The sequence below is a fragment of the Nocardia jiangxiensis NBRC 101359 genome, from assembly GCF_000308615.1.
In the GTDB taxonomy this organism is placed as follows: domain Bacteria; phylum Actinomycetota; class Actinomycetes; order Mycobacteriales; family Mycobacteriaceae; genus Nocardia; species Nocardia jiangxiensis.
The window spans coordinates 144,382-168,031 of sequence record NZ_BAGB01000041.1; the positions used below are offsets into that span (position 1 = coordinate 144,382).

Below are 23,650 nucleotides of genomic sequence, written 5' to 3' on the forward strand. Positions count from 1 at the left end.
AAAACAGAGCACGTTTCCGGACTGATGTCTGGAATGTGGTCCAGATCATATGGTAGGTTCGGCCGCATGGCTCGGGTACGGCAATGCGGTCGGACAGGGAGGTTCGATGTCGACCACTGATCTGGACGAACGGCCCGAGGTTTCGGATACACCGTCCGTCACGCCGGTTCCGAAAGCCGTTGCGGCCCTGCGCCGTAACTTCTCGGACACGGTCCTGTCGAGTCTGGCGACGCTGGGCCGGGCCCTGCGCATGGGCGTGGACGCGATCGGCATCGGGGTCACCGACGCGATTCGGATGCGGTTCCAGATACACGAAACCCTCACCCAGGCATGGTTTCTCATCAAGGTCACCGCCATCCCGGCCATCCTGATGGCCATCCCCTTCGGCGTCATCGTCTCCACCCAGGTCGGCAACATCGTCTCCCAACTCGGCGCGGACTCCATGATCGGCGCCGCGGGCGGCCTGGGCGTCATCAAACAGGGCGCACCCATGGCAGCAGCCATCATGCTCGGCGGCGCGGGATCGGCCGCGATCGCCTCGGACCTGGGCGCACGGACCGTCCGCGAGGAGGTCGACGCCATGCGTGTCATGGGCATCGACCCGATCCAACGCCTCGTCGTCCCCCGTATGGCCGCCATGATGCTCGTCGCGCCCATCCTGAACATCCTGATCGTCGTGGTCGGTATCGCATCGGGATTCGCGGTCGCGGTCACCGCCTTGAACGTCACTCCGGGCAGTTACTGGGAATCGTTCGGCTCGTTCACCGCACCGGTCGACATCTGGGTCTCGCTGATCAAAGCACTCATCTTCGGGTTCCTGGTCGTGATCATCGCCTGCCAGCGCGGACTGGAAGCCAAGGGCGGACCCCGCGGCGTCGCCGACGGCGTGAACGCGGCCGTGGTCATGTCCATCGCCGCGGTCACCGTCCTCAATACCGCTGTCACACAGGTGGTTACGATGTTCTTCCCGGTCAGGATGGCCTGATGACCGCTACCCCCTACACACCGGCCGGATTTCGAAACCTCAACCGGCTCCGGCGACGCATCCATCCCCTGGCTCCCATCGAATCCATCGGGTTCGTCCTGGGATTCATCTGGCAGGTGTTCTCTTCCATTCCCTACACGCTGATTCACTATCGACGGCAGACCATCACCGTCATCACCGATATGACCTGGGGACGCGGATCGGTCATCATCGGCGGCGGCGTAGTCCCGTTGATGCTGCTGATGGGCGCGGCCATGGGAGCCTCCATCGGCATCGAAGCCTACAGCGCCCTGAATCTGCTGTCCCTGGGTCAGCTCAGCGGCCTGATCTCCGCGTTCGGCGTCACCCGCGAACTCGCCCCCATCGCAGCCGGGGTGGGTTTCGCCGCCCAAGCCGGATGCCGTATGACCGCCGAAATCGGCTCCATGCGCATCTCCGAGGAAATCGACGCTCTCGAATCCCTCGGCGTGCGTTCGGTTCCCTTCGTCGTCACCACCCGCGTCATCGCCGGAATCATCGCTGTCGCACCCTCATTCGTCGTCGCACTCATCCTCAGCTACTTCTCGTGCGAGCTGATCGTGACCACCATCCACGGCACCCCTGCGGGCACCTACGACCACTACTTCGACCAGTTCGTCCTGGGCTGGGACATCATCGCGGCAACTATCAAGGTGATGGTGTTCGCCATCGCGGTCGTCCTGATCCATTGCTACCAAGGCTTTTTCGCCACCGGTGGACCCGAAGGCGTCGGCATCGGGTCGGGCCGCGCCATCCGCGCCAGCCTCGTGTCGATCATCGCCCTGGACATGCTCGCCACCATCGTTCTGTGGGGATTCCAATCCCCCATCACATTCACCGGGTGACCTCATGCCTGCCTATGCTCTGCCCGGCACCGAAGTCGGACCACGTCGCGCGCGAACACTCGGCATCAGCGCGGTTGTCCTGGTGCTGCTGGTTCTCATCGTCTGGCGTGTCGTGCCCGACTCACCGCCCGCAGACGAAATCCATGTCGCCCTCATCACCGACCGTGTCGGCGAAGGCATCGCGGACGGAACCGACGTGCGCTTGGATGGAGTCCGGGTCGGCTCGGTCAACTCCGTCGCCATCGCCGGACAAGGCCGCCAGCGTATCGAGCTGAACCTGCTGCGCTCGCAACTGTTCGGGCTGACCGATGCTCTCACCGTCGACTACGCCCCCGGCAACCTCTTCGGAATCACTGCGCTACAACTGAATTCCGCGCGCGGCGGCACGACGCTGGCCAACGGGACGACCGTCGATCTCACCGGTCGCAAAGCCGATCGGGTCAGCGACGCGACCCTCGCCGCCCTGCTGGATTCCACCGGAACGCTCACCAGCGATGTACTCACCCCCAAGCTCGCACAGTTGCTCAACACAATGTCACGTGACATCAGTGCGTTCACTCCGCTCATGCAGGCGATCGGCACCACGGCCCGCTCGTTCACCGAAACTCAGCGGCTCCCACCGTCTTTCCTGCTCACCCAGTTCGGATCGGCGCTGGATGGCGTTCCGCCGATGTTGTCGGGGGCTGCGGTATTGCTGCATTCGGACCTGACCAATACGCAGCTCCGGACATCGGCGGAGCTGACCCGGTTCACGCAGATGTTCGGCGGCGTGCAGAACCAGTTGCTGCCGGTCGTCACGCAGACCTTCGGGATCTCCGATCACTACTTCGGCGGATTCATTCCCCTCGGGAGCCTGATTCTCGATCAGGTTTCCGGCTCGGTCGGCACGCCCGCTCGCTCGGGAGAACAGTTGCGCGAGTTGCTCGCCCGGCTCGACGCCGCGTTCCACGACTCCCCCTCGGGCCCGGTGCTGAACACGCGTGTCGAACTGGACACCGTGCCCGGACTCGCCGCACCGCTGGCTGCCGCGCTCAGCCACCGTCCCACCGCAGGAGCGCGCTGATGCCGACCCGTTCCCTGTTCATCCGAGTGGCCGTCGTGGTGCTCGTGATGGTCGTCGCGCTGATCGGGGTGTTCCGGTTGGTCCAGCGACCGGTCAGCGGTGAAACCGACTCGTACACAGCGATGTTCACCGACGCCAACGGATTGCGCCTGGGCGACGACGTCCGCCTGTACGGAGTCCAGGTCGGCAAGGTCGGCGACGTCACGCTGGACCGGACCCTCGCGCGGGTGCGCTTCACCCTCAAACGCGGCCACCCGCTGTTCACGAATACCAAGATCGCCGTGCGCTATCAGAACCTCACCGGATTCCGCTACCTGGACATCGAGCAGCCCGATCAGCCTGGCGCACACCGCAATACGAAGACCGTATTCGGCACCGCGGACACGATTCCGGCCTTCGACATCACCACACTGTTCAACGGACTGCAGCCGGTGCTGGCGAAGATGACGGCCGGTGATCTCAATCAATTCGCGAGCAGCATGCTCGCGGTCATCCAGGGCGACGGCACCGGTCTGGGCCCCGCCCTCGGCGCGATCGACAAGTTGAGCCGATACGCGTCCGATCGTCAGGCGGTGCTGTCGACACTGGTGAACAATTTCGCCCAGGTCTCCCAGCATCTGGCCGGTAAGTCCGGCAATGCGATGAAACTGATGACCAATCTGACGGATCTGTTCGTCACCATCACCGATAAGCTCCCCGGCCTGATCCAGTTCGCCATCGACATCCCGCCGGTGCTGCGCCCGTTGGTCGACATGCTCAGGGTGCTGGGCGTCACCGGTCAGAGCAATCAGGACCTCGACGCGCTGCTGCGCCGGGCCCTGCCCGATCCGCACCAGGCCACCGCGGTGCTCGGGCGACTGCCCGGACTCGTCCAGACCATGGCCGCAACCATTCCCCCGACCGGTCCCGGGGCGAAGACGACCTGCTCGCACGGTGTGGCGGTCGCCCCGGCGCCGATCTCGGCGCTCATCGCCGGACAGCGGATCACACTGTGCCACCGATGATCACGAAAGCTCGAATGACGTTGCGCCTCGACACTGTTCGCACCGCATTGCGCGGCACCGGACGCGACCTGCGGTGGGGTATCGCCGGACTCTGCGCGGTGATCGTCCTGGTCGTGGCCATCGGCGTGATCGATATCGTCGGCACCACCCCGACCCGCACCTACACCGCGGAGGTGACCGACGCCCAATCCGTGCGCACCGGCGACGACGTGCGCATCGCCGGGATCCCCGTCGGGAAGGTGACCGCGGTGGACCTGCTGCGCGATCGGGTCCGGATGAAGTTCACCGTCCAGAACGGTGTATTCCTCGGGGATCAGACCACACTCGGGATCCGCATGCTCACGATCGTCGGCGGATATTACCTCGCGGTGGAACCGGCGGGGACCCAGCCGCTCGGGTCGAAGGTGATTCCCGCGCAGCGAGTCATCCTGCCCTACAACCTGACTCAGGCGTTCCAGGACGCGATCACCCCGATCCAGAACGCCGACGGTGATGTCATCCGCCGCGATCTCGCCGCGCTGAGCTCCTCGGTGAACGCGAGCCCGGACGCGCTGCGCGTCGCCATCCGCGCGGCGGGCGATCTGACCGGGATCATGGACAGGCAGAATGCGGACATCTCGCGCACCCTGTCGCTGGCCGACGAGTACCTCACTGCCCTGAACAAGAATTCCGATGTCCTGGTGCGGCTGCTCACCAGCTTCCGCACCCTCGAGATACTCGTGGCGAACAACCGCGATCAGCTCACTCAGGCGCTGCACTGGCTCGCGGAGGTCGTCCAGGATTTCAGTCCGTTCGGGCGGGCCTGGGACAGGTCGTTGAAGGAACGCGCGCAGCCACTCGCCGACGCCATACCCAAACTCCAGGAACTCGGCGGCAAGATGAACGCCCTGCTGGATTCGCTGCACACCCTCGAGCAACATCTGGTTCCGTTCACCCAGTCCGGTAACGGTGTGACGGTGGACCAGTCCGCGGCCACGACCACCGACATCTGCGTTCCGGTTCTCGGAGGGGGATGCTGATGCTGGCAAAGATTCTGGGCTCGCGCGGGCTGATGTCCGCCGCGGTGATCGTCGTGCTGGTGCTCGTGGCGGGCGTCGGGCTGGAACTCACCAGATCCGGTCCGGGCGAACGCAGTTACTGCGCCGACATGCCGGACAGCATCGGCCTGTACAAGGACAGCGCGGTCACCATCATGGGCGTGCAGGTCGGCAAGGTGACCAGCATCGAACCCGACGGGCCCGCGGCCCGGGTGCGTTTCACGGTCCGGTCCGATCGCACGCTGCCCCCGGACGTGGGCGCGGTGACGGTGAGCAACACCCTGATCGCCGATCGGAACCTGGCGCTGATCGGTGACGAGCCCGCCTCGGGTCCGGGCTGGGATTCCGGCCGGTGCATCACCAAAACCCTGACGCCCAAGAGCCTTTCGCAAACCTTCGACGCACTGGCCGCACTGTCCGATCAGCTCGACGCGGCGAAGGATCCCGCGCAACGAAACGCGGTGGGCTCCGGTCTCGACGCGCTCGATCGCGCCACCTCCGGTTCCGGCGAGCAGATCAACTCCCTTGTGCTGCAGTTGAGCCGGGCGCTGAACTCACCGGACGCCGCGATCGGCCACATCGGCAAGCTCCTGGACGATCTGACCGACCTCGCGCACCGGGCCCGCAACGGTTGGACGAATGTGCAGGCCACCCTGATACCGCTGGCCCAGACCTTCAGCGATATCAACACCCTGGCCTTCCCGCCGGTGATCCAGATGGTCGCCGGGCTCACCGATGTGCTGCCCCAGCTCAACGATGTCATCATGATGTTCGGCACCCCCGCGCTGCGGGCGCTGGATTCGATTCCGAACCTCGCGCAACTGATCAGCGCCGGAGTCGGGTCGCTGGCGGAGATCATCCGCATGGCCCCGGGTATCGCGAGCGGTTTCGCCAGTGCGATCGACCCGGTCAGCGGTCAGTTCACCATCGGCTACGCACCGCCGAAACTGGTTCTGCCACAAGCGAACACCGCGCAGCTGTGCGCGGCGACGCAGACGATCACCGGGCAGCGGTGTCAGACGGCGGCCAACGGGTCGGTGACCGTTCCCTCGCTACCGGCACTCCTGGCGGCGGTGAGCGCGAAATGAAACGACCCACCCTGCCCGCGCGGCGGGTCGCCGCGAGTGCGCTGCTCGCGGCCACCCTCGCGGTCGCCTGCGGCGGATGCGATTTCCAACCGGCCGACATCCCCGTCCCCGGAACGGGCGTCGGCGGCCCGACCTATCATCTGCGCATCGAATTCGCCGATGTGCTCAATCTCCCGCAGGGCGCGAAGGTCATCGTCGACGGCGTGCGGGTGGGCCGGCTGACCCGTGTCACCCTCGTCGATCCCGTTGCGGCCGCGCCGAATCGGCCCGCGCACAAGGGATATGTGATCGCCGATGTCGACATCAGCTCCGCGGTGCGACTGCCGGTCGGCACCACCGCGGAGATGCAGCAGGAGACCCCGCTGGGTGACGTGCACATCGAGCTCACCGAACCGGCCGCATCCCGCACCGGGTCCACGACCTCCGATGCCGCCATCGCGCCGGATGCGACGATCCCGCTGACCGACACCAAACAGTCACCGCCGATCGAGGACATCCTGGCCCGGCTGTCCACCTTCGTCGGCAGCGGCGCGATCACCGACATCCAGGCCATCGTGCACAAGATGAACGGCATCCTGCCCCGCGATCCGAAGGAAACCGCGCGGATCGCCGCGACCCTCGGCTTCGATCTGGGTGATCTGGCCGACCACACCAACTCGATCCACGAGGTCGTCAACGGCATCAGCTCCACCGTCGAGGACGGCCTGCTGAAGAACACCCCGACACTGGATCCCCTGCTCACCCCGGAGGGGGTGCAGCACACCACCGACGTGATGAACGCCGAGATCGGCGTCATCTTCGTGCTCACCGCCCTCGGGCCGATGGCCTCCACCACGAAATGGCTCGGGCCGGTGGTCGGTTCGCTCGACAACTCCGTGCACGCGCTGGTGCCGATGCTGTTCGGCGCTCATCCGCTCGATGCCGGATCGCCGTCCAATTACGCGAAACTGGTCGATCTGATTCAGAACAAGCTCATCCCCTTCGTCGATCGGGGTCCCAAGCTCAACATGGTCGGGGTGAGCCTCGGTCCGGCTCCCGCCGCGGCGATGTCACCGGACGAGCAGACCGGCCGCATCGTCGACACCCTGCGCATGATCGGAGTGGTCCGGTGAATCTCCGTGCGACAGTGTCGCTTTCCGCGATCGCCGTGGTGCTGGTGCTGGGCATCGCCTATATGACCGTCGGCGTGCTGCATCTGGATCCGCGACGCGGCTACTTCACCACCGATATGCGGCTGGACAATTCCGGTGGGCTCGGCGCGAGTTCCCCGGTGCTGTACGACGGGGTCCAGGTCGGGCGCACCCAGGCGGTGAGCACACAAGCCACCGGAGTACTCGTACGCCTGCGGATCGACGACCGCTATCACATCCCGGCCTCCAGCGCCGTGCGCATCGAGCAGCTCTCCGCGCTCGGCGAGCCGTACATCGAGTTCGCGCCGACGACCGGTGACGGCCCGTACCTGCGCGACGGCCAGGTGATCGCGGCCGACCGGATCCAGATGCCGATGACCATCACCGCGCTCTCGGCGCGACTGGTGCAACTGATGGATCAGCTTCACCCCGAGGCGGTTTCGCATCTGGTGGGTACCTTCGACACCGCGTTGTCGGGGACCGACGCGGCGATGCAGACCTTGCAGCGGTCCACCGATCTGCTCGCTGCCACGCTGCTGAGCCGCACCGACGCGGTCCGCCGCCTGTTCAGCGATATGCAGGCCATGGGCGGCAACATGGCCTGGGTGGGGCCGTCGCTGGCCGGGGCCGGACCGCAATTGGGCGATTTCGGCACATCGCTGACCAAGATCGTCGAGTCCGGCTCGATTCTCGCCGGGAGACGTCCCGTGCCGGACTATTTCACCGGAACCGGGCTCGCGCCGTTCCTGAAGGATCTGAATGCACTGATGCAGAAGATCGGTCCGGGCGTCGCGCCGCTGGCGCCCGTGCTGCAACCCGTGGTGAACGGCGCGGTCGCCCATGCGCCCCGGATCGATATCAGCGCGCTGATCAGCCAGGCGCTGCAGAGCACCGACCCTGACGGGACATTGCATTTCCGGATAAAGCTCAAATAGCCGTCCGGATGTCACCAACGCCGGCCCGGCAGAAGGAGATCACCATGGGCACCGCGACAGACGACAAGACCGACCAGAAGATTGCAGCCGATACCGAAAAGGAGTCCGCGGCCCCGGCCGCCGAACCTCGGGGACCCCGCACCCTGGCCATCCGATTGTCGACGGTGCTGACCACGCTGGTGATCGTCGCCCTGTTGGTCGTGGCGATCGTGTTCGGCTGGCTGTACTTCTCCGCGCGGTCGACCATCGCGGACACCAACGCCCGCGCGGCCGACGACAAACATGCGCAGGACATCGCCTCGAAGTACGCGGTCGGCGCGTCCACCATCGACTACCACGACGTCAAGGGGTGGATCGCACGGCTGAAGGCCAGCACGAGCCCGCAGCTGTCGGCCAAATTCGACGCCACCGCACCGCAATTGGAGCAGATCCTGCTGCCGCTGCAGTGGACCTCCAAGGCCACGCCGCTCTCGGCGGCGGTGACGTCGGAATCCGGCGGAATCTACAAGGTGAACGCCTACCTGAACGTCAATTCGACCAGTGCGCAGACCCCCGACGGCGCACAGACCACGGTGACCTACTCGCTGACGATCGATCGGGATTCCGGCTGGAAGATCACCGATGTGGGCGGCCTGGAGAACGCGTTGCCCACCAAGTGACGGCCGTACCGCGGTGGTGCGCCCAGGGCTGGCGGGCGCGCCACCGCCGTACGGCCGTACGGCTCAGCTCGGCGCGATGACGCCGGGCCGGCCGATCAACGGCAGGTCCAGCGTCGTGCGAATACCCGGCTCGGCCGCCACCACCGCGGGAATCGCGTTCACGATCCGGCCCGCGGCCGCGACGATCGCGGCGTGGTTGTGGTCGCCCTTGCGGCTCGTCGGGCAGATGTCCACGAGATAGTTGGGCTCACCGGTGATTTCGACGCGGTAGGACCCGCCTGCCTGGGCGGGCTGCGGCCAGTCCGGGCACAGATCCTCGCGCAACCGGGTGATGTGCTCGACGACGATCACCGGTGCGTCACCGACCATGCCGCGCACCTGGAAACGCAGCGCCGCCAGGCCGCCCTCCGGGATCCGCCCGGCCGCGACGTCGAACGCCTCGGGCGCGGGAATCCGCTCGTATTCCTCGGTGATCGAATCTATTTCGACGCCCAGGCCGACGGCCAGCTGGCGGATCGCCGGACCCCACGCGATGCTCAGCACACCCGGCTGCAACAGCATCGGCACCTCCGCCAGCGGCTTGCCGAAGCCCATCACGTCGAACATGACGATCGCGCCGTCGTAGGTGGCGTAGTCGGCGATCTCCGAACAGCGCACCTGCTCGATCCTCTGGCAGGTGCCCGCCAGCGCCAGCGGCAGCAGATCGTTGGCGAATCCCGGGTCGACACCGGTGACGAACAGACTGGCGTTGCCCTCCTTGGCGGCCTCGTGCACCGGGTCGATGTACTTGTGCGGCAGCACCTGCCACGGATACATCAGCAATCCGGGCGAGGAACCGACGATGTTGACGCCCGCGGACAGGATCTCGCGGCAGTCCGCGATCGCCTCCTGGATGCGGGTGTCGCCCATCGCGCAGTACACGACGCATTCGGGCTCGGTGGCCAGCAGGGCGCCGATCGAGTCGACCGCGTTGACTCCGGTCGAAACATCCAGTCCGGCAAGGGTTCCGGCATCCTTGCCCACCTTCTCCGGGGTGGACACCCACACTCCGGTCAGCTCGTAGTGCGGACTCTCGATCAGTCCGGCCAGGGCGAGCCGGCCGACATTGCCGGTACCGATGTGAGCGACGCGGATGGGCATGAATATCTCCTCAGGGGCAGGTGGCCGCGGGTCGCATACACCGCAGGCCAGAGTCCGATCAGTTTTCCGGACAGTAGTCTGGAACAGGTTCCAATTTGTATGTTAGCGTTTCCGCCATGGGACGTGTAGACGGCAAAGTTGCACTCATCAGTGGCGGCGCTCGCGGAATGGGCGCGGCACACGCACAGTTGTTGGTGGCCGAGGGAGCGCGCGTCGTCATCGGCGACGTCCTCGACGACGAAGGCAAGGCGCTGGCCGAATCACTCGGCGCGGCAGCACGTTTCGTCCACCTGGACGTGTCCGAGCCCGAGGCGTGGGATGCCGCGGTCGCGCTCGCGCAGCAGGAGTTCGGCCTGCTGAACGTCCTGGTGAACAATGCCGGCATCGTCAACGGCGGTCCGCTGCAGAAGTTCGACATCGATAAGTGGCGGCGCATCCTGGACGTGAACCTGACCGGCACGTTCCTCGGTATGCGCGCCGTGGTCGAGCCGATGATCGCCGCGGGCGGCGGATCCATCGTCAACGTCTCCTCCATCGAGGGTCTGCGCGGCGCGCCCTGGGCGCACGGCTACGTCGCCTCGAAATGGGGTGTGCGCGGTCTGGCCAAATCCGCGGCGCTGGAGCTGGCGCCGCACAAGATCCGGGTGAACTCCCTGCACCCGGGCCTGATCCGGACGCCGATGACCGAGAACATCCCCGACGATCTGGTGACCATCCCGCTGGGCCGCCCCGCGCAGCCCGAGGAGGTCGCCACCTTCGTGCTGTTCCTGGCCAGCGACGAATCCTCCTACGCCACCGGTTCGGAATTCATCGTGGACGGCGGCCTGGTCACCGCGGTTCCGCACAAGTCCTGAGCGCGTCGTCCCGGAGGCTACGATGACTCCGCGGTACCCGAATCCTCATCTCACGTCATGGGAAAGGTGGTGACGATGACCGAAACCGTGCGCGGTGTCATCGCTCGTGCAACCGGAGCGCCGGTCGAACTGGTCGACATCGTCATACCCGATCCCGGACCGCACGAGGTCGTCGTGCGGGTTCAGGCGTGCGGCGTGTGCCACACCGATCTGACCTATCGGGAGGGCGGCATCAACGACGAGTTCCCGTTCCTGCTCGGCCACGAGGCCGCGGGAATCGTCGAGCGCGTCGGCAATTCGGTCACGCACGTCGAGATCGGCGATTTCGTCGTCCTGAACTGGCGCGCGGTGTGCGGGCGCTGCCGCGCGTGCCGCCGCGGCCGTCCCTGGTACTGCTTCGACACGTTCAATGCCGAGCAGAAGATGACCCTCACCGACGGCACCGAACTCACCCCGGCCCTGGGCATCGGCGCGTTCGCCGACAAGACCCTGGTGCACGAAGGCCAGTGCACCGTCGTGGATTCCGCGACCGATCCGGCCGTCGCGGGTCTGCTCGGCTGCGGTGTGATGGCGGGTCTGGGCGCGGCGATGAACACCGGCAACGTCGGGCGCGGCGACAGCGTGGCCGTCATCGGCTGCGGCGGCGTCGGCGCGGCGGCCATAGCGGGCGCACGCCTGGCGGGCGCGACGACGATCATCGCCGTCGACCGCGACGAGGCCAAGCTGACCACCGCGGTCCAGCTCGGCGCGACGCACACCGTCGCCGCGGCCTCCGAGGACGCGGTGGAGCGAATTCAGGAGCTCACCAACGGTTTCGGCGCCGACGTGGTGATCGACGCGGTCGGGCGGCCGGAGACCTGGAAGCAGGCGTTCTACGCCCGCGACCTGGCCGGAACCGTCGTGCTGGTGGGCGTGCCGACCCCCGATATGCGACTCGAGATGCCGCTGCTGGACTTCTTCTCGCACGGCGGATCGCTGAAATCCTCCTGGTACGGCGACTGCCTGCCCGAACGCGATTTCCCGATGCTGATCGAGCTGTACCGGCAGGGCCGCCTGCCACTGGAGGCGTTCGTCTCCGAGCGGGTCGGTCTGGACGCGGTGGAGGCGGCCTTCACCACCATGAAGTCCGGTAAGGTGCTGCGCTCGGTGGTCACGCTGTGAGTTCCGGCGCTCGTATCGAGAAGGTCGTCACCGCAGGCACTTTCGAGCTCGACGGCGGCAGCTGGGCGGTCGAGAACAACATCTGGATCGCCGGGGACGACAGCGAGGTCGTCATCGTGGACGCCGCACACGATCCGGCCCCGATCCTCGAGGCGGTCGGCGATCGCACGGTACGCGCGATCGTGTGCACGCACGGGCACAACGACCACATCGGCGCAGCCCAGCAGCTCTCGGCCGAAACCGGGGCGCAGATCCTCCTGCATCCCGGCGACGAGATGCTGTGGCGGGTGGTGTATCCCGAACTGGACTTCGGCCCGCTGGCGGACGACATGCGAATTCCGGTGGCAGGCACCGACATCCAGGTCGTGCACACCCCCGGGCACTCCCCCGGTTCGATCTGCCTGTGGGCGCCCGAACTCGAGACGTTGTTCAGCGGTGACACCCTGTTCTCCGGTGGCCCCGGCGCCACCGGACGCTCCTTCTCGGACTTCCCGACCATCATCGGCTCCATCCGCGACAAACTGTTCGCGCTGCCCGCGTCCACGACCGTCCGCACCGGCCACGGCGACACGACCGAATTGGGCGCCGAGAGCCCGCATCTGGAGGAGTGGATCGCCCGCGGGCACTGATTTCCCCAGCAGCACAACCTATCTCGAAGACGAGACCGGGGCCCGAGCGAGAATCTCGCTCGGGCCCCGGCCGTTTCGCCGCTCAGGCGTACTTGACCTCCCAGTGCTTGATGCCGTTGATCCAGCCCGAACGCAGGCGCTCGGGCTCGGCGATCTGACTCAGATCCGGCATGGCATCGGCGAGGGCATTGAACATCAGATCGATCTCGAGCCGGGCGAGGTTCGCCCCGACGCAGTAGTGCGCGCCGGTGCCGCCGAAGGCCAGGTGCGGGTTGGGGTCGCGCATGATGTCGAAGCGGAACGGTTCCTCGAACGCGTCCTCGTCGAAATTCGCTGAGCTGTAGAATAATCCGACGCGCTGTCCCGCGCGGATCTGCCGACCGCCGAGTTCGGTGTCCTCGGTGGCGGTGCGCTGGAACACCGTCACCGGCGTGGCCCAGCGGACGATCTCGTCCGGCGCGGTGCGCGGACGCTCCCGCTTGTACAGCTCCCACTGCTCCGGATTGTCCACGAACGCCTTCATTCCGTGCGTGATGGCGTTGCGGGTGGTCTCATTGCCCGCCACGGCGAGCAGGATGACGAAGAAGCCGAACTCGTCCGATCCCAGCGCTTCACCGTCGAGGTCGGCGTGTACGAGCTGGCTCACGATGTCGTCCAGGGCGTTCGCCCGGCGCTGCTCGGCCATGTTCCAGGCGTAGCCGAGGATTTCCATCGAGGCGTTCGCCGCGGAATCGGTGTTGCTGGTGTCGCCGTATTCCGGATCGTCGTAGTTGAGCATCTGATTGGACCACTCGAACACCTTGCGGCGGTCTTCCTGTGGCACACCGAGCAATTCGGCGATGGCCTGCAACGGCAGCTCACAGGCGACCTGCTCGACGAAATCGCCGCGGCCTTCCTTCTTGGCGGCGTGCACGATCGCCGCGGCCCGCTCGGTCAGCGCCTCGCGCAGGCTCTCCACCGCGCGCGGGGTGAATCCCTTGGAGATGATCCGGCGGATCTTGGTGTGCTTGGGCGGATCCATGTTCACCAGCAGCGCACCGGTCAGCTCGATCTGGTCGACGGTGACCTCACCGGGCAGCCGGATGATCGCGCCCTTGCGCTGCGAGGAGAACAGCTCGGATTTGCGCGAGATCTCCTTGATGTCCTCGTGCTTGCTCACCACCCAGTAGCCGCCGTCGCGGAAGCCGCCGGACTGCGCGTCGGCCTGGGCGTTCCACCAGACCGGCGCGGTGCGGCGGAGCTGGGCGAACTCCTGGACCGGATTTCTGGTCTCCCACAGCGCGGGGTCGGTGAAATCGAATCCTGCGGGTAGCGAGGGCGCGGACACTGCTGCCTCCTGGAAGGTCGACGTCGTCGTGGACCGGATATCGGCCGCGTCGGGGCTGGCCACCGCGGCACTGATCTACACCGCCCGAAGCGGTAGTTATGCATGTCCGGACACATGGTGGACATGTGTCTGGACGCTACTACGGAAACCTTTACACGACAAGGTTGGATCCGGACGGATTTCGTGCGCACAAACGAAACGCGGCACCCACCGACCGGGCGGGCGCCGCGCAGACGAACTCGTCGCCGAATCAGCCGAGCAGCCGACGCGCACACGCCTCGAGCAAGTCGGCCACTTCCTCGTAGGACAGGTACCCCATACCGCCGTGCAGCAACGCACCCGAATACAGCACCTCGAGAATGGCGATGGTCTCGTGTTCGCCCGAACCGAGCGCCTCGCCCAGCCGCCTGCGGATCTCGACTCCGATGCACACCCGCAGATGCTTCACATCGGGATCCGCACCCAGCAGCGCGCTGCTGACCGCACCGGCCAGCGCGGGCTCGTCCGCGACCAGCATCGAGACCTGCCGCAACACCGCGACCACGTGCGCCACCCGATCCGCCCCCTCCACCCGCACCGGCGGCGCGGCGACCAGACGCCGCCAGAACACCTCCGAGATCAGATGCTCCTTGGAGGAGAAGTAGGTGTAGGCGGTCGCCGTACCGACCCCGGCCGCCGCGGCGACCAGCCGGATGGTCGTCCCCGGATATCCCTCCCGGGACAACACCTCGACAGCGGCCGCGGTCAGGCGATCGACGGTGTCGGCTTGTTTCTCGGTCAGACGCCGACGTGTGGCTTCCCTATTGGTGGACACTTGTTCGGACACGCGTCTTGACTATACCCGCTCACCACAGCGGAACGGGCGCTTCGCCGATCTTGTACCAGCCCGGCAGCGGACCCGCGCCGGTGCGCTCGATGCGCCGCCGCATGCCGTCGGACAGCGCGTCGTTGGTGATCATCTCCATGAACAGCGAGCTGACGTTGCCGAAGTCGAAGAAGTCGCGCTGCCAGGACCACTGGAAGTTGCCGCCGTAACGGAACCAGCTGCCGCCGATGCCCTCCGGCGAGTAGTTCCGGCCGTCGGGCCGGGTGGCATCGCTGACCTGCTTCCACAGGCCGATCACGGTGCCGCTGCGATCGTCGACGACGAATTCCTGATACGGGTAGCTCCACCCCTCCAGACCGTCCATCTCGAGACCGATGGCGATATCGCGGATCTCCTTGCGGCCCACCGCCATGAATTCCTGTTTGGGGCCGTAGTTCCAGCCGTAGGTGGCGTCCTCGGTGTAGTAGTCGGCCAGCGGACGCCAGTCGCCGGCGGCTTCGCAGTCCTTGTTGGCCTGTTCCCAGCGGGTGACCATCTCGTCGAGTTCGGCGCGATCGAATTTCGGCACGGCAGTGGACCTTTCGTCGGGGAGAACATGAATGTGTATAGGAACGTGTCGGCGTGGCACGCGAGAATGCGCGGATCATCCAGCGCTGCTTGCTGATTCGGCGGTGCGCTGCGGCGCTTCGGGTTGCACCTCGACCAGGATCAGATGGCTGCCGAAACGCGGCATCTCAGGAAACCTCCACCTGGATCGGCAGATGCGCGAAACCACGCACATTGGTGGAGTGCACCCGCTCGATCCCGGTCTCGGCCAGACCGTACCGGCGCACCCGCGCGCTGAATTCGCGCAGTGCGATGGTCGCCTCCAGCCGGGCCAGATGCGCGCCGAGGCAGAAGTGCACGCCCGCACCGAAACTCGCGAGATTGCCCTTGTCCGCGCGATCGATGCGGAAGGTGTCGCCGTCGTCGAACACCTCGGAGTCGCGGTTGGCCGAGCCGATCAGCAACAGCACCTTCGCACCCTCGGGAATGGTTTGCCCGTGCATCTCGATATCGGTCGCGGCGCTGCGCGCGACGAGCTGACTCGAGGTGTCGTAACGCAACGTCTCCTCGACCCAGTCGGGCACCAGATCGGGCTCGGCCCGGACCTTCGCGTATTCGGCCGGATTGCGCCCGGCCCAGTACAGCGCGTTGCCGAGCAGTTTGGTCGTGGTCTCGTTCCCGGCGACGACCATCAGGAACATGAACCCGATGATCTCCTCGGCCGACAGTCGGTCACCATCGATCTCGGCATCGAGCAGTGCGGAGGTCAGATCCTCGGACGGATTCGACCGCCGCGCCTCGACCATCTCGCTGTAGTAGGTGATCAGCGACAGCGCCGCCTCGATCGCGGGCACGGGGACATCGAGCACGCCCTCGTCGCGATGCACCACCAGATCCGCGAGCCGGCGAACCTCGGCGCGATCGGATTCGGGCACGCCCATGAGTTCGGAGATCACGTCCATCGGCAGCTTCCCGGCGAAATCCTCGATCCAGTCGAAGTTTCCGCGCTCGAGCGCCGGTTCCAGATGCTCCAGGGTCAACTCGTGGATGCGGGCGTCCATCTCGGTGACGCGCCGCGGCGTGAACCCCTTGTAGACCAGACGGCGCATGCGCACGTGCCGCGGATCGTCCATGGCCAGGAACGACATGGTCTTGTGCGCGTGCGGCCCCCACGCGGCCGGATCCAGCGACACTCCCATAGCGCTCGACAGCCGCACATTGTCCCGGAATCCGGTGATGACGTCCGCATGCCGGGACAGCGCCCAGAATCCCAGATCCGGATTGTGATACAACGGCGCATCGGCGCGCAGGCGCTCGTAGGTCGGGTACGGGTCGTCGTGGAGCCGGTAGTCGTACGGATCGAACGTGAACGGCTCCAACGATGCCGACGTCATCACGCATACCTCGAATTCGTGAACGCGTACCTTCGGAACCGGACCGAGGCCCGGATACCGAGAGACACATAGCTGGACATGTGTCTGGACGGTATCACCGACACCAGCTCGCCACAACGGGCACCCCGCACCGCGGCTTGCGCGCGACCGCGACGGCCGAATTCGAAATGCCCGAGCACGTGGGGTTTTCCGGGCGCTCCTTGCATCCGGCCGGTAAACCGAATTATATTCCGAACACCTGTCCAGACACGCATCGGAGATGACAGATGAACGGTCTCGTCCCCGCGGACGACACTCCCCTGCTGATCGGCGGCAAACTGGTCCCCGGCGGCTCGGGCGTCTTCGCGACGATCAACCCCGCCACCGAAGAGGTGCTCGGCCACGCCGCCGACGCCTCGCCCGAGGATATGGATGCGGCCATCGCCGCGGCTCGGGCAGCTTTCGACGACACCGACTGGTCCCGCGATCACGCGTTCCGCGCCCACTGCGTCCGCCAGCTGCGCGACGCCATGCAGGCCCATATCGAAGAACTGCGCGAGATCACCATCGCCGAGGTCGGCGCCCCGGTCATGCTCACCAGCGGACCCCAGCTCGAGGGGCCGGTCGCCGATCTGTCCTTCGCGGCCGATCTGGCCGAAAGTTACAGCTGGCAGACCGATCTCGGTCTCGGCGAGACCATGGGCATCTCGAGCCGCCGCGTCATCCGCCGCGAGGCGGTGGGCGTCGTCGGGGCGATCACGCCGTGGAACTTCCCGCACCAGATCAACCTCGCCAAGATCGGCCCGGCCCTGGCCGCGGGCAACACCGTCGTGCTCAAGCCCGCACCCGATACCCCGTGGTGCGCCGCGGTGCTCGGCAGGCTGGTCGTCGAGCACACCGACATTCCGGCCGGTGTGCTCAATATCGTTACTTCGCAGGATCATTCGCTCGGCGCGCGTCTGGTGGAGGATCCGCGGGTGGATATGATCACCTTCACCGGATCCACCGGTACCGGGCGCGCGGTGATGTCCGGGGCAGCGGCGACGCTCAAGCGCACCTTCCTCGAACTCGGCGGCAAATCCGCCTCGATCGTCCTGGACGATGCCGATATCGCGGGCGCGGCGAGCTTCACCGCCTTCTCGGTCGCGGTGCACGCGGGCCAGGGCTGCGCCCTGACCACGCGGCTGGTGGTGCCGCGGGCGTCCTACGACGATGCGGTCGCCGCCGCGGCCAAGGCCATGGCCGGGCTCGGCGCGGGTGATCCGACCAACCCCGGAACCATTTGCGGCCCACTGATTTCCGCACGTCAGCGCGAGCGGGTTCAGGGCTATCTGGACAGTGCGCTGCGCGAGGGCGGGCGCTTCGCGACCGGTGGTGGCCGGCCGGCGGATCGCGACCGCGGTTTCTTCATCGAGCCGACCGTCATCGCCGGACTGGACAACACCGCGACCGTCGCGCAGGAGGAGATCTTCGGGCCGGTGCTGGTGGTGATCGCGCACGACGGCGACCAGGACGCGGTGCGCATCGCGAACGAATCCCCGTACGGCCTGTCGGGGGCGATCTGGGGCACCGACCCCGAGCGCATCGAGCGAGCGGTCGCGGGTGTGCGGACCGGCACCCTCGGCATCAACGGCGGCCAGTGGTACAACGCCGACGCTCCGTTCGGCGGCTACAAGCAGTCCGGTATCGGCCGGGAGATGGGCGTGGCCGGTTTCGAGGAGTATCTCGAGACCAAACTCGTCGCCACTCCCGCCTGAAAAATTTCCGTTCGATGCCGGAATCGGTGCGCCGATTCCGGCATCCGTCGCTCGTGGGCCGCGCGGGAGGCCCCGGCGGTGGCTCATACCTTGCTGTCCCGCACCGAGATTCGCCCGGACGCCCAGGCGCGGCCGGGACGGTGAGGAGCCGGACATGACCGAAGCACCCCTTCTAGCGGGCCGCGGCGCGGTCGTCGTGGGCGGCGGCAGCGGCGTCGGCCGGGCCGTCGCCGAACTGCTCGCCGCGCACGGCGCGGGTGTCGTGGTCAACTCGCGCACCGAGGAGTCGGTGCGCGAGGTCACCGAGACCATCGTCGGTGCGGGCGGGCGAGCGGTGGGCGTCGCCGGTTCGGCGGCCGACGAGCAGATCGCCGGAAGTCTGATCACCGCCTGCGCCGAGACGTACGGCGGCATCGACATCCTGATCAACTGCGCCGGAATCGCCGAACCGCGCCGATCCTCGATTCTCGATGTGAGCGGCGAGGATTGGCGCGCCCTGCTCGATTCGCACCTTTCTACGGTGTTCCACACCTGCCGCGCCGCGGCACCGCTGATGGCCGAGCGCGGCGCGGGGGCGATCGTCAACACCGGATCGTTCGCGTACCTCGGAGATTACGGCGGCACCGGGTATCCGGCGGGCAAGGGTGCGGTCACCAGTCTCAGCCTGGCCATGGCCGCGGAGCTGAAACAGTCCGGCGTCCGGGTCAACGTCGTATGCCCCGGGGCGAAGACTCGGCTGTCGACGGGACCGGACTACGAGGAGCACATCCGCGATCTGCACCGGCGGGGTCTGTTCGACGAGGTCACCATGCAGGGCTCGCTCGACGCGCCGCCGCCGGAGTACGCCGCGGCGCTGTACCTGTTCCTCGCCTCGGACGCCGCCCGCGCGGTCACCGGCGAGATCTTCATCGCCGCAGGCGGATTCGTCGGCACCTTCGCGCGCCCGGCTATGACCGCGATCGGTTACCGCGATCACGCCCAGCAACCGCCCTGGTCCGTCGCGGAACTGGCTTCGCTGTTCGAGAAGCGGTGACGGGCCTCGCGGCCCGTCACCGCTGCCACCAGGTCCGGCGGGCCACGGCCAGCATCTGCGCGGGGTGGGTGAATTTCACTCGCGGGCGGCCCGATTGCGCGCCGTTGGCCCGCTCGGCGGAGTCGATCAGATTCCAGCCGTCCCGGTCGACCAGGTCCGGACAACGCTGTTCGAGCAGGGTGAGCAGTTCCTCGCGGTCACCCGCCGGGGCCGCCAGCCGTCCGGCGCGGAAATCGTCCACCAGGGCCGAGACGGTCTCACCCGCATCGCCGCGGTTGGCGCCGATGACACCGCGCGGACCGCGCTTGATCCAGCCTGTCACGTAGACGCCCGGCTGCTCGGCTCCGGACGAATCCAATACTCGCCCAGCATCATTCGGGATGACTCCGGCTGCGGGATCGAACGGGACGTCCGGCATCGCTGCGCCCCGGTAGCCGACCGCGCGCAGTACCAGACCGCTGTCCAGATCCGCGGTCTCCGAGGTCGGCACGGCGACCGAGCCGTCGGGCGTGTCGCGGATCTCGTTGCGGCACAGCCGGATCGCCTCCGTGCGATCCTCACCCAGGACCTCCTGGGGCGAGCTGCGGAACCGGAAAACGATCCGCTTGTTCGCTCCCGTACTGGGCCGTTGCGAATATTCCTGCGCCAGAGTTAGTTTCAGCCGCACCGCCGGATCGGTGGCCGGGTCGGCGAGTATCGCGTCGATGCCGTCCAGATCTGCGGGATCGATGACCACATCGGCGTCCGGGAGCCGGCCCAGGGCCAGGAACTCCGGACCGGTGTAGGCCGCATGGGTCAGGCCGCGACGCCCCACGAGTACGACCTCGCGAATCGCGCTCTCGCGCAGCGCATCCAGGGCGTGATCGGCTATGTCGGTGCCCGCCAGGGCATCCGGGTCCGCGGTGAGCACGCGGGCGATGTCCAATGCGACATTCCCGTTGCCGACGATCACCGCCCGCTCCCCGGACAGATCGAATCGCCGGTCCGCGTAGTCGGGATGGCCGTTGTACCAGGCGACGAATTCGGTCGCCCAGTGACTTCCGGGCAGATCCTCACCCGGGACGTTCAGCCGCCGGTCCCCCGACGCGCCGACCGCGTAGATCACCGCATGCGCGTGCCCGAGCAGCTCCTGGTGCGAGATATCGCGTCCGACTTCGACATTCAGATGGAATCGCACGGCATCGCGTTTGAAGGCCGAGGCGAACATCGTCGTCACGCCGCGAGTCTCGGAGTGGTCGGGAGCCACGCCGTACCGCGCCAGCCCCCAGGGCGCGGGCAGCCGGTCGAACATCTCGATCTCCACCTCGCCGCGCCCGAGTAGATGTTCGGCGGCGTAGCACGCGGCGGGACCGGTTCCGACGATGGCAACCCGCAGCGGACCCTGCTCCCGCGACACCCGCACCGGACTCGTCACCGGCTTGATCCCCAGATCCAGCGGGTGCTGCCGGAAGTACGCGGCATTGATGTCCGCGTATCGCGCGAGATCGGACGGCAGATCCTCCTCGGCGTGGATCGCCTCGACCGGACAGGCCTCGACGCAGGCGCCGCAGTCGATACAGGTGTCGGGGTCGATGTGCAGCAGCTCTGCCGAGGCGAAACCTGGCTCGTCGGGCCGCGGGCGAATGCAGTCGACCGGGCATTCGGCGACGCAGCTGGCATCGTTGCAGCAGCGCTGGGCCGAGCGAACCGACGCCCCGGGGCTCACCTCACACACCGAAACGCAGATCCGCCTGCGCATCCGGGCAGCGCTCGGGCCCGAGGCGGATCCGGCTGCCGCCGAACACCTCGAAGCCCTCTACACGGGCGCAGTGCTCAGTGCCGCACGGGGATACGCGACCCTCACCGATGGGGCCCGGTCGATCGACCATGTGGCACATCGCATACTGAATCGGCACTGAGATCGACGGCGCCGTCTCTCGCAGGCGACACCGCATCGCGAAAGGAAGCGATTCCATGAAGACACGACTCAACTGCCCGTGCGGGGAGTACATCCGCGGCACGGACGAGGACGACCTGATCGAGAAGACCCAATCTCATCTCGCCGAGAAGCACCCGGACCACAACTACAGCCGCGACGAGATCCTCTTCATCGCCTACTGATTCGGCGCCACACGGTGTCCGCACCCTGCCGGGCCGCCCCAGGGACGACCCGGCAGGCGCGACACCGCCCGAACGGCCGGTCAGCCGAACAGGAACGCGCTGCCGGTATTCGCGCTACCGGTGACGGCCGCACTGCCGGTTCCCAATATCACGTGCACGATGTCCAGGAGCACACTGATCATCTGGATGTCCTTCTCAAATCAAAATTTCCGATGCCGGAATCTCCGGCATGAATTCCATCGGACGCCGTTTCCCGTCGTTATCCGGACGGATGTCGTTCGTACCGATGCCGAGGCGATCACCGGATTTCCCTGGACATTGCCACAATGGTGATGTCATTTCGACTTCCAGCCGTTGATGTCGGGAATGTGCTCGACCATCCGGATACGCGACGCCGCCGGGTTGCCCCACCATTCCCGAAACCCGGACGGCGTCGCGAAATGCCACCTATCCGGCGTTTGCAGCGCTCACCGATGTCGGGTCGGCGATGAGCGCGGCTACTATGTGGCGCCCGGCCCACCGGACGGACCAACCCCGTCCGGTGGGCACGGCCGAGCACCACGACCGTTCGCGATCTTCCGCGCGGTCGATGCGTCGCACACAGCGGTGACTCCCCCGGACCGCTGCGGTTCGCCGATATCGTCCGCGCGGATCGATGACTCCGCGCTACCTCATCCGCGGAGTCCGGTCCGTGCCCGGCGGTGGCCCACCGCCGGGCACTGGGCCCGGCGGACGAACCAACACCGCCGCGCACCGTACGGTGCACCGAGGAGATCCCATGCATTCTGGCACGACGAATCCCGTTGTCCGGCTTGATCTTCCCGACGACCGTCGAGCACCGTCCGCGGAGCACTGCCTGGTGCGGCCCGAGCACATCCGCCGCTTCGCACAGCTGATCGGCGGCGACCATCCGGCGCATACCGATCCGGCGGCCGTCGCGGCACTGGGATTCGCGGGACTGGCCGCACCGCCGACCTTCGCCTCGATGCTGTTACTGCGGGCCGAGCGCCGGATCCTGCCCACGCTGCTGGACGGCGCGGGGCCGGTGCGGCTGCTGCACACCGATCAGACGCTGCAGATCGGCCGGTTGCTCGTCGCCGGGGACGTGATCGCCACGGATGTGTACGCCGAATCGGCAGAACAATTCAGTGATTACGAGAAGTTCTGCGTCACAACGGTTCTCACCGACAGGTCGGGAGTCGTGGTGCAGCTCGGCACGAGCACCCTGCCGTCCTGCGGGCACCGCTTCGGGCACCGCATCGCCACCTCCCCGGCGCTGGAGACCGCGCGGGCCCGGCTGCACCCGGTGACCCGCACGCCGCACGACCGACAAGGACCTCTCGAACTCCATCGGCTCGCACCCGGAGACGAGTTGCCGCACAGCATCATTCGGCCACGGCACAGCGATGTCGCCGGATTCCGCCGGCTCGTGCACGACGGGCTCCCGTATCGGACCTCGTCGGCCGGGGCGGCCCCGGGTCTGCTCCGATTCGGCTGGATGGCGCGATACCTCGGCTCCCGGTTCGGACATCCCGCGGCGGTCACCTCCTACCGAGCGGAATTCAGCCATTATTGTGTGCGCGGCCCGGCGGGCGTCGCCGATATCGAATTCCGGGGCCGAATCACCGATATCGATGTTTCGGCCGGAATGGCGGAGGTCGCGGTGAATGCCGTATCCGCGGGCCGCCGATTGTTCGTGCGCGCGAGCGCTTCGGTTCCGGTGAGGGCGATACCGTCGACCCGGTCGGATCGCCCCGTCAGATAATCTGCGAAGCGCCGGAATTCGGCATGATCAACAGACGCTTGAGTATCTTTCCGGTCTCACCGCGCGGCAATGCCGGAATGAACGACACATCGCGCGGCACCGCGAAACGGCCCAGCCGGTTGCGGATGTAATCGCGCACCATCTGCGCATCCAGTCCGCTGCCCTCGGTCTTGACCACGAATGCCGCCATCCGCTGACCGAAATCGGCGTCCGGCACGCCGACCACCGCCGCCTCCCGCACCTGCGGCAGATATTCCAGCGCCTCCTCGACCGGGCGCGGGAAGAACTTCTCCCCGCCCGAGATGACCATCTCGTCGCACCGCCCGGCCACGAACAACCGGTGTGAGACCCCGGAGGCCAGCAGCTGCCGTGCCA

The 23,650-nt window shown here is 66.9% G+C and carries 23 protein-coding genes and 1 pseudogene; 16 read left to right on the forward strand and 8 right to left on the reverse strand.

Annotation, left to right across the window (positions count from 1 at the left end; translation table 11 throughout):
- Positions 1-106 precede the first annotated feature (106 nt).
- The 9 genes from ON40_RS14810 to ON40_RS14850 are packed head-to-tail and all read left to right on the forward strand — an operon-like array spanning position 107 to position 8,764.
- Entirely contained in the window at positions 107-985 is an 879-nt protein-coding gene (locus tag ON40_RS14810) for an MlaE family ABC transporter permease (protein WP_040824036.1), read from the forward strand.
- Positions 985-1,848 carry an ABC transporter permease gene (locus ON40_RS14815; RefSeq protein ID WP_040822888.1) on the forward strand — a complete coding sequence of 288 codons (864 nt, stop codon included), beginning with the start codon at positions 985-987 and terminating at the stop codon, positions 1,846-1,848. Before ON40_RS14810 ends, ON40_RS14815 begins: the two co-directional genes overlap by 1 nt.
- Positions 1,849-1,852: 4 nt before the next feature.
- On the forward strand, positions 1,853-2,911 hold the full coding sequence (locus tag ON40_RS14820; protein ID WP_040822891.1) for an MlaD family protein: 1,059 nt from the start codon (positions 1,853-1,855) through the stop codon (positions 2,909-2,911).
- Positions 2,911-3,915, forward strand: coding sequence for an MlaD family protein (locus ON40_RS14825; RefSeq protein WP_040822894.1), 1,005 nt, complete (start codon positions 2,911-2,913; stop codon positions 3,913-3,915). The genes ON40_RS14820 and ON40_RS14825 overlap by 1 nt, the downstream gene beginning before the upstream one ends.
- Positions 3,912-4,934: an MlaD family protein gene (locus ON40_RS14830; protein WP_245567806.1), complete on the forward strand. Its 1,023-nt coding sequence runs from the start codon at positions 3,912-3,914 to the stop codon at positions 4,932-4,934. The genes ON40_RS14825 and ON40_RS14830 overlap by 4 nt, the downstream gene beginning before the upstream one ends.
- Positions 4,934-6,040, forward strand: a complete 1,107-nt coding sequence (locus ON40_RS14835) for an MlaD family protein (protein ID WP_245567807.1) — start codon at positions 4,934-4,936, stop codon at positions 6,038-6,040. The genes ON40_RS14830 and ON40_RS14835 overlap by 1 nt, the downstream gene beginning before the upstream one ends.
- Positions 6,037-7,152, forward strand: a complete 1,116-nt coding sequence (locus ON40_RS14840; protein ID WP_063713007.1) for an MlaD family protein — start codon at positions 6,037-6,039, stop codon at positions 7,150-7,152. The genes ON40_RS14835 and ON40_RS14840 overlap by 4 nt, the downstream gene beginning before the upstream one ends.
- Before the next feature lie 14 nt (positions 7,153-7,166).
- Positions 7,167-8,105, forward strand: a complete 939-nt coding sequence (locus ON40_RS14845; RefSeq protein WP_245567808.1) for an MlaD family protein — start codon at positions 7,167-7,169, stop codon at positions 8,103-8,105.
- A 44-nt stretch (positions 8,106-8,149) separates the two neighbouring features.
- Positions 8,150-8,764, forward strand: coding sequence for a hypothetical protein (locus ON40_RS14850; protein WP_051193238.1), 615 nt, complete (start codon positions 8,150-8,152; stop codon positions 8,762-8,764).
- Positions 8,765-8,827: 63 nt separating this feature from the next.
- Here the strand turns inward: ON40_RS14850 and ON40_RS14855 are convergent, their stop codons facing one another.
- Positions 8,828-9,904 (reverse strand): NAD(P)H-dependent amine dehydrogenase family protein, encoded by a 1,077-nt coding sequence (locus ON40_RS14855; RefSeq protein WP_040822903.1) that lies wholly within the window; start codon positions 9,902-9,904, stop codon positions 8,828-8,830.
- 116 nt (positions 9,905-10,020) lie between these two features.
- On the opposite strand from ON40_RS14855, the gene ON40_RS14860 reads away from it, so the two are divergent.
- The 3 genes from ON40_RS14860 to ON40_RS14870 all read left to right on the forward strand — a co-directional run bounded on the left by ON40_RS14860 (position 10,021) and on the right by ON40_RS14870 (position 12,548).
- Positions 10,021-10,758, forward strand: coding sequence for a glucose 1-dehydrogenase (locus tag ON40_RS14860; RefSeq protein WP_040822906.1), 738 nt, complete (start codon positions 10,021-10,023; stop codon positions 10,756-10,758).
- Between the two features lie 75 nt (positions 10,759-10,833).
- Positions 10,834-11,919 carry an S-(hydroxymethyl)mycothiol dehydrogenase gene (locus tag ON40_RS14865; RefSeq protein ID WP_040824048.1) on the forward strand — a complete coding sequence of 362 codons (1,086 nt, stop codon included), beginning with the start codon at positions 10,834-10,836 and terminating at the stop codon, positions 11,917-11,919.
- Positions 11,916-12,548, forward strand: coding sequence for an MBL fold metallo-hydrolase (locus tag ON40_RS14870; protein ID WP_040822908.1), 633 nt, complete (start codon positions 11,916-11,918; stop codon positions 12,546-12,548). Before ON40_RS14865 ends, ON40_RS14870 begins: the two co-directional genes overlap by 4 nt.
- Positions 12,549-12,630: 82 nt before the next feature.
- Here the strand turns inward: ON40_RS14870 and ON40_RS14875 are convergent, their stop codons facing one another.
- From ON40_RS14875 to ON40_RS14890, 4 genes are all read right to left on the reverse strand, one after another.
- The gene (locus ON40_RS14875; protein WP_040824051.1) at positions 12,631-13,875 is read right to left on the reverse strand and encodes a cytochrome P450; all 1,245 of its coding nucleotides are present in this window, start codon (positions 13,873-13,875) and stop codon (positions 12,631-12,633) included.
- Between the two features lie 250 nt (positions 13,876-14,125).
- Positions 14,126-14,701 (reverse strand): TetR/AcrR family transcriptional regulator, encoded by a 576-nt coding sequence (locus ON40_RS14880; RefSeq protein ID WP_083895645.1) that lies wholly within the window; start codon positions 14,699-14,701, stop codon positions 14,126-14,128.
- Positions 14,702-14,720: 19 nt separating this feature from the next.
- Positions 14,721-15,269: a Cif family virulence factor gene (locus tag ON40_RS14885; protein ID WP_085997720.1), complete on the reverse strand. Its 549-nt coding sequence runs from the start codon at positions 15,267-15,269 to the stop codon at positions 14,721-14,723.
- Positions 15,270-15,435: 166 nt separating this feature from the next.
- On the reverse strand, positions 15,436-16,641 hold the full coding sequence (locus ON40_RS14890) for a cytochrome P450 (protein ID WP_040822914.1): 1,206 nt from the start codon (positions 16,639-16,641) through the stop codon (positions 15,436-15,438).
- Positions 16,642-16,907: 266 nt separating this feature from the next.
- On the opposite strand from ON40_RS14890, the gene ON40_RS14895 reads away from it, so the two are divergent.
- Both ON40_RS14895 and ON40_RS14900 read left to right on the forward strand, forming a co-directional pair.
- Positions 16,908-18,377 (forward strand): aldehyde dehydrogenase, encoded by a 1,470-nt coding sequence (locus ON40_RS14895; protein WP_040822917.1) that lies wholly within the window; start codon positions 16,908-16,910, stop codon positions 18,375-18,377.
- 154 nt (positions 18,378-18,531) lie between these two features.
- Positions 18,532-19,410, forward strand: coding sequence for an SDR family NAD(P)-dependent oxidoreductase (locus tag ON40_RS14900; RefSeq protein WP_040822919.1), 879 nt, complete (start codon positions 18,532-18,534; stop codon positions 19,408-19,410).
- A gap of 16 nt (positions 19,411-19,426) precedes the next feature.
- On the opposite strand, the gene ON40_RS14905 is transcribed toward ON40_RS14900, so the two are convergent.
- Complete coding sequence (locus tag ON40_RS14905; protein WP_040822922.1) at positions 19,427-21,115, reverse strand: 4Fe-4S binding protein; 1,689 nt, start codon at positions 21,113-21,115, stop codon at positions 19,427-19,429.
- Positions 21,116-21,363: 248 nt separating this feature from the next.
- On the opposite strand from ON40_RS14905, the gene ON40_RS49235 reads away from it, so the two are divergent.
- On the forward strand, positions 21,364-21,510 hold the full coding sequence (locus ON40_RS49235) for a hypothetical protein (RefSeq protein ID WP_063713008.1): 147 nt from the start codon (positions 21,364-21,366) through the stop codon (positions 21,508-21,510).
- 195 nt (positions 21,511-21,705) lie between these two features.
- Here ON40_RS49235 and ON40_RS51855 read toward each other — a convergent pair whose 3' ends face one another.
- Positions 21,706-21,957 (reverse strand): hypothetical protein, encoded by a 252-nt coding sequence (locus tag ON40_RS51855; RefSeq protein ID WP_157186298.1) that lies wholly within the window; start codon positions 21,955-21,957, stop codon positions 21,706-21,708.
- Positions 21,958-22,288: 331 nt separating this feature from the next.
- Between ON40_RS51855 and ON40_RS14915 the strand changes: the two genes are divergently transcribed.
- Positions 22,289-23,275 (forward strand): FAS1-like dehydratase domain-containing protein, encoded by a 987-nt coding sequence (locus ON40_RS14915; protein WP_157186299.1) that lies wholly within the window; start codon positions 22,289-22,291, stop codon positions 23,273-23,275.
- Here the strand turns inward: ON40_RS14915 and ON40_RS56060 are convergent.
- Positions 23,268-23,615 (reverse strand): annotated as a pseudogene (locus tag ON40_RS56060) (AMP-binding enzyme); the annotation flags it as partial. The gene ON40_RS14915 and the pseudogene ON40_RS56060 overlap by 8 nt on opposite strands.
- Positions 23,616-23,650: the final 35 nt, after the last annotated feature.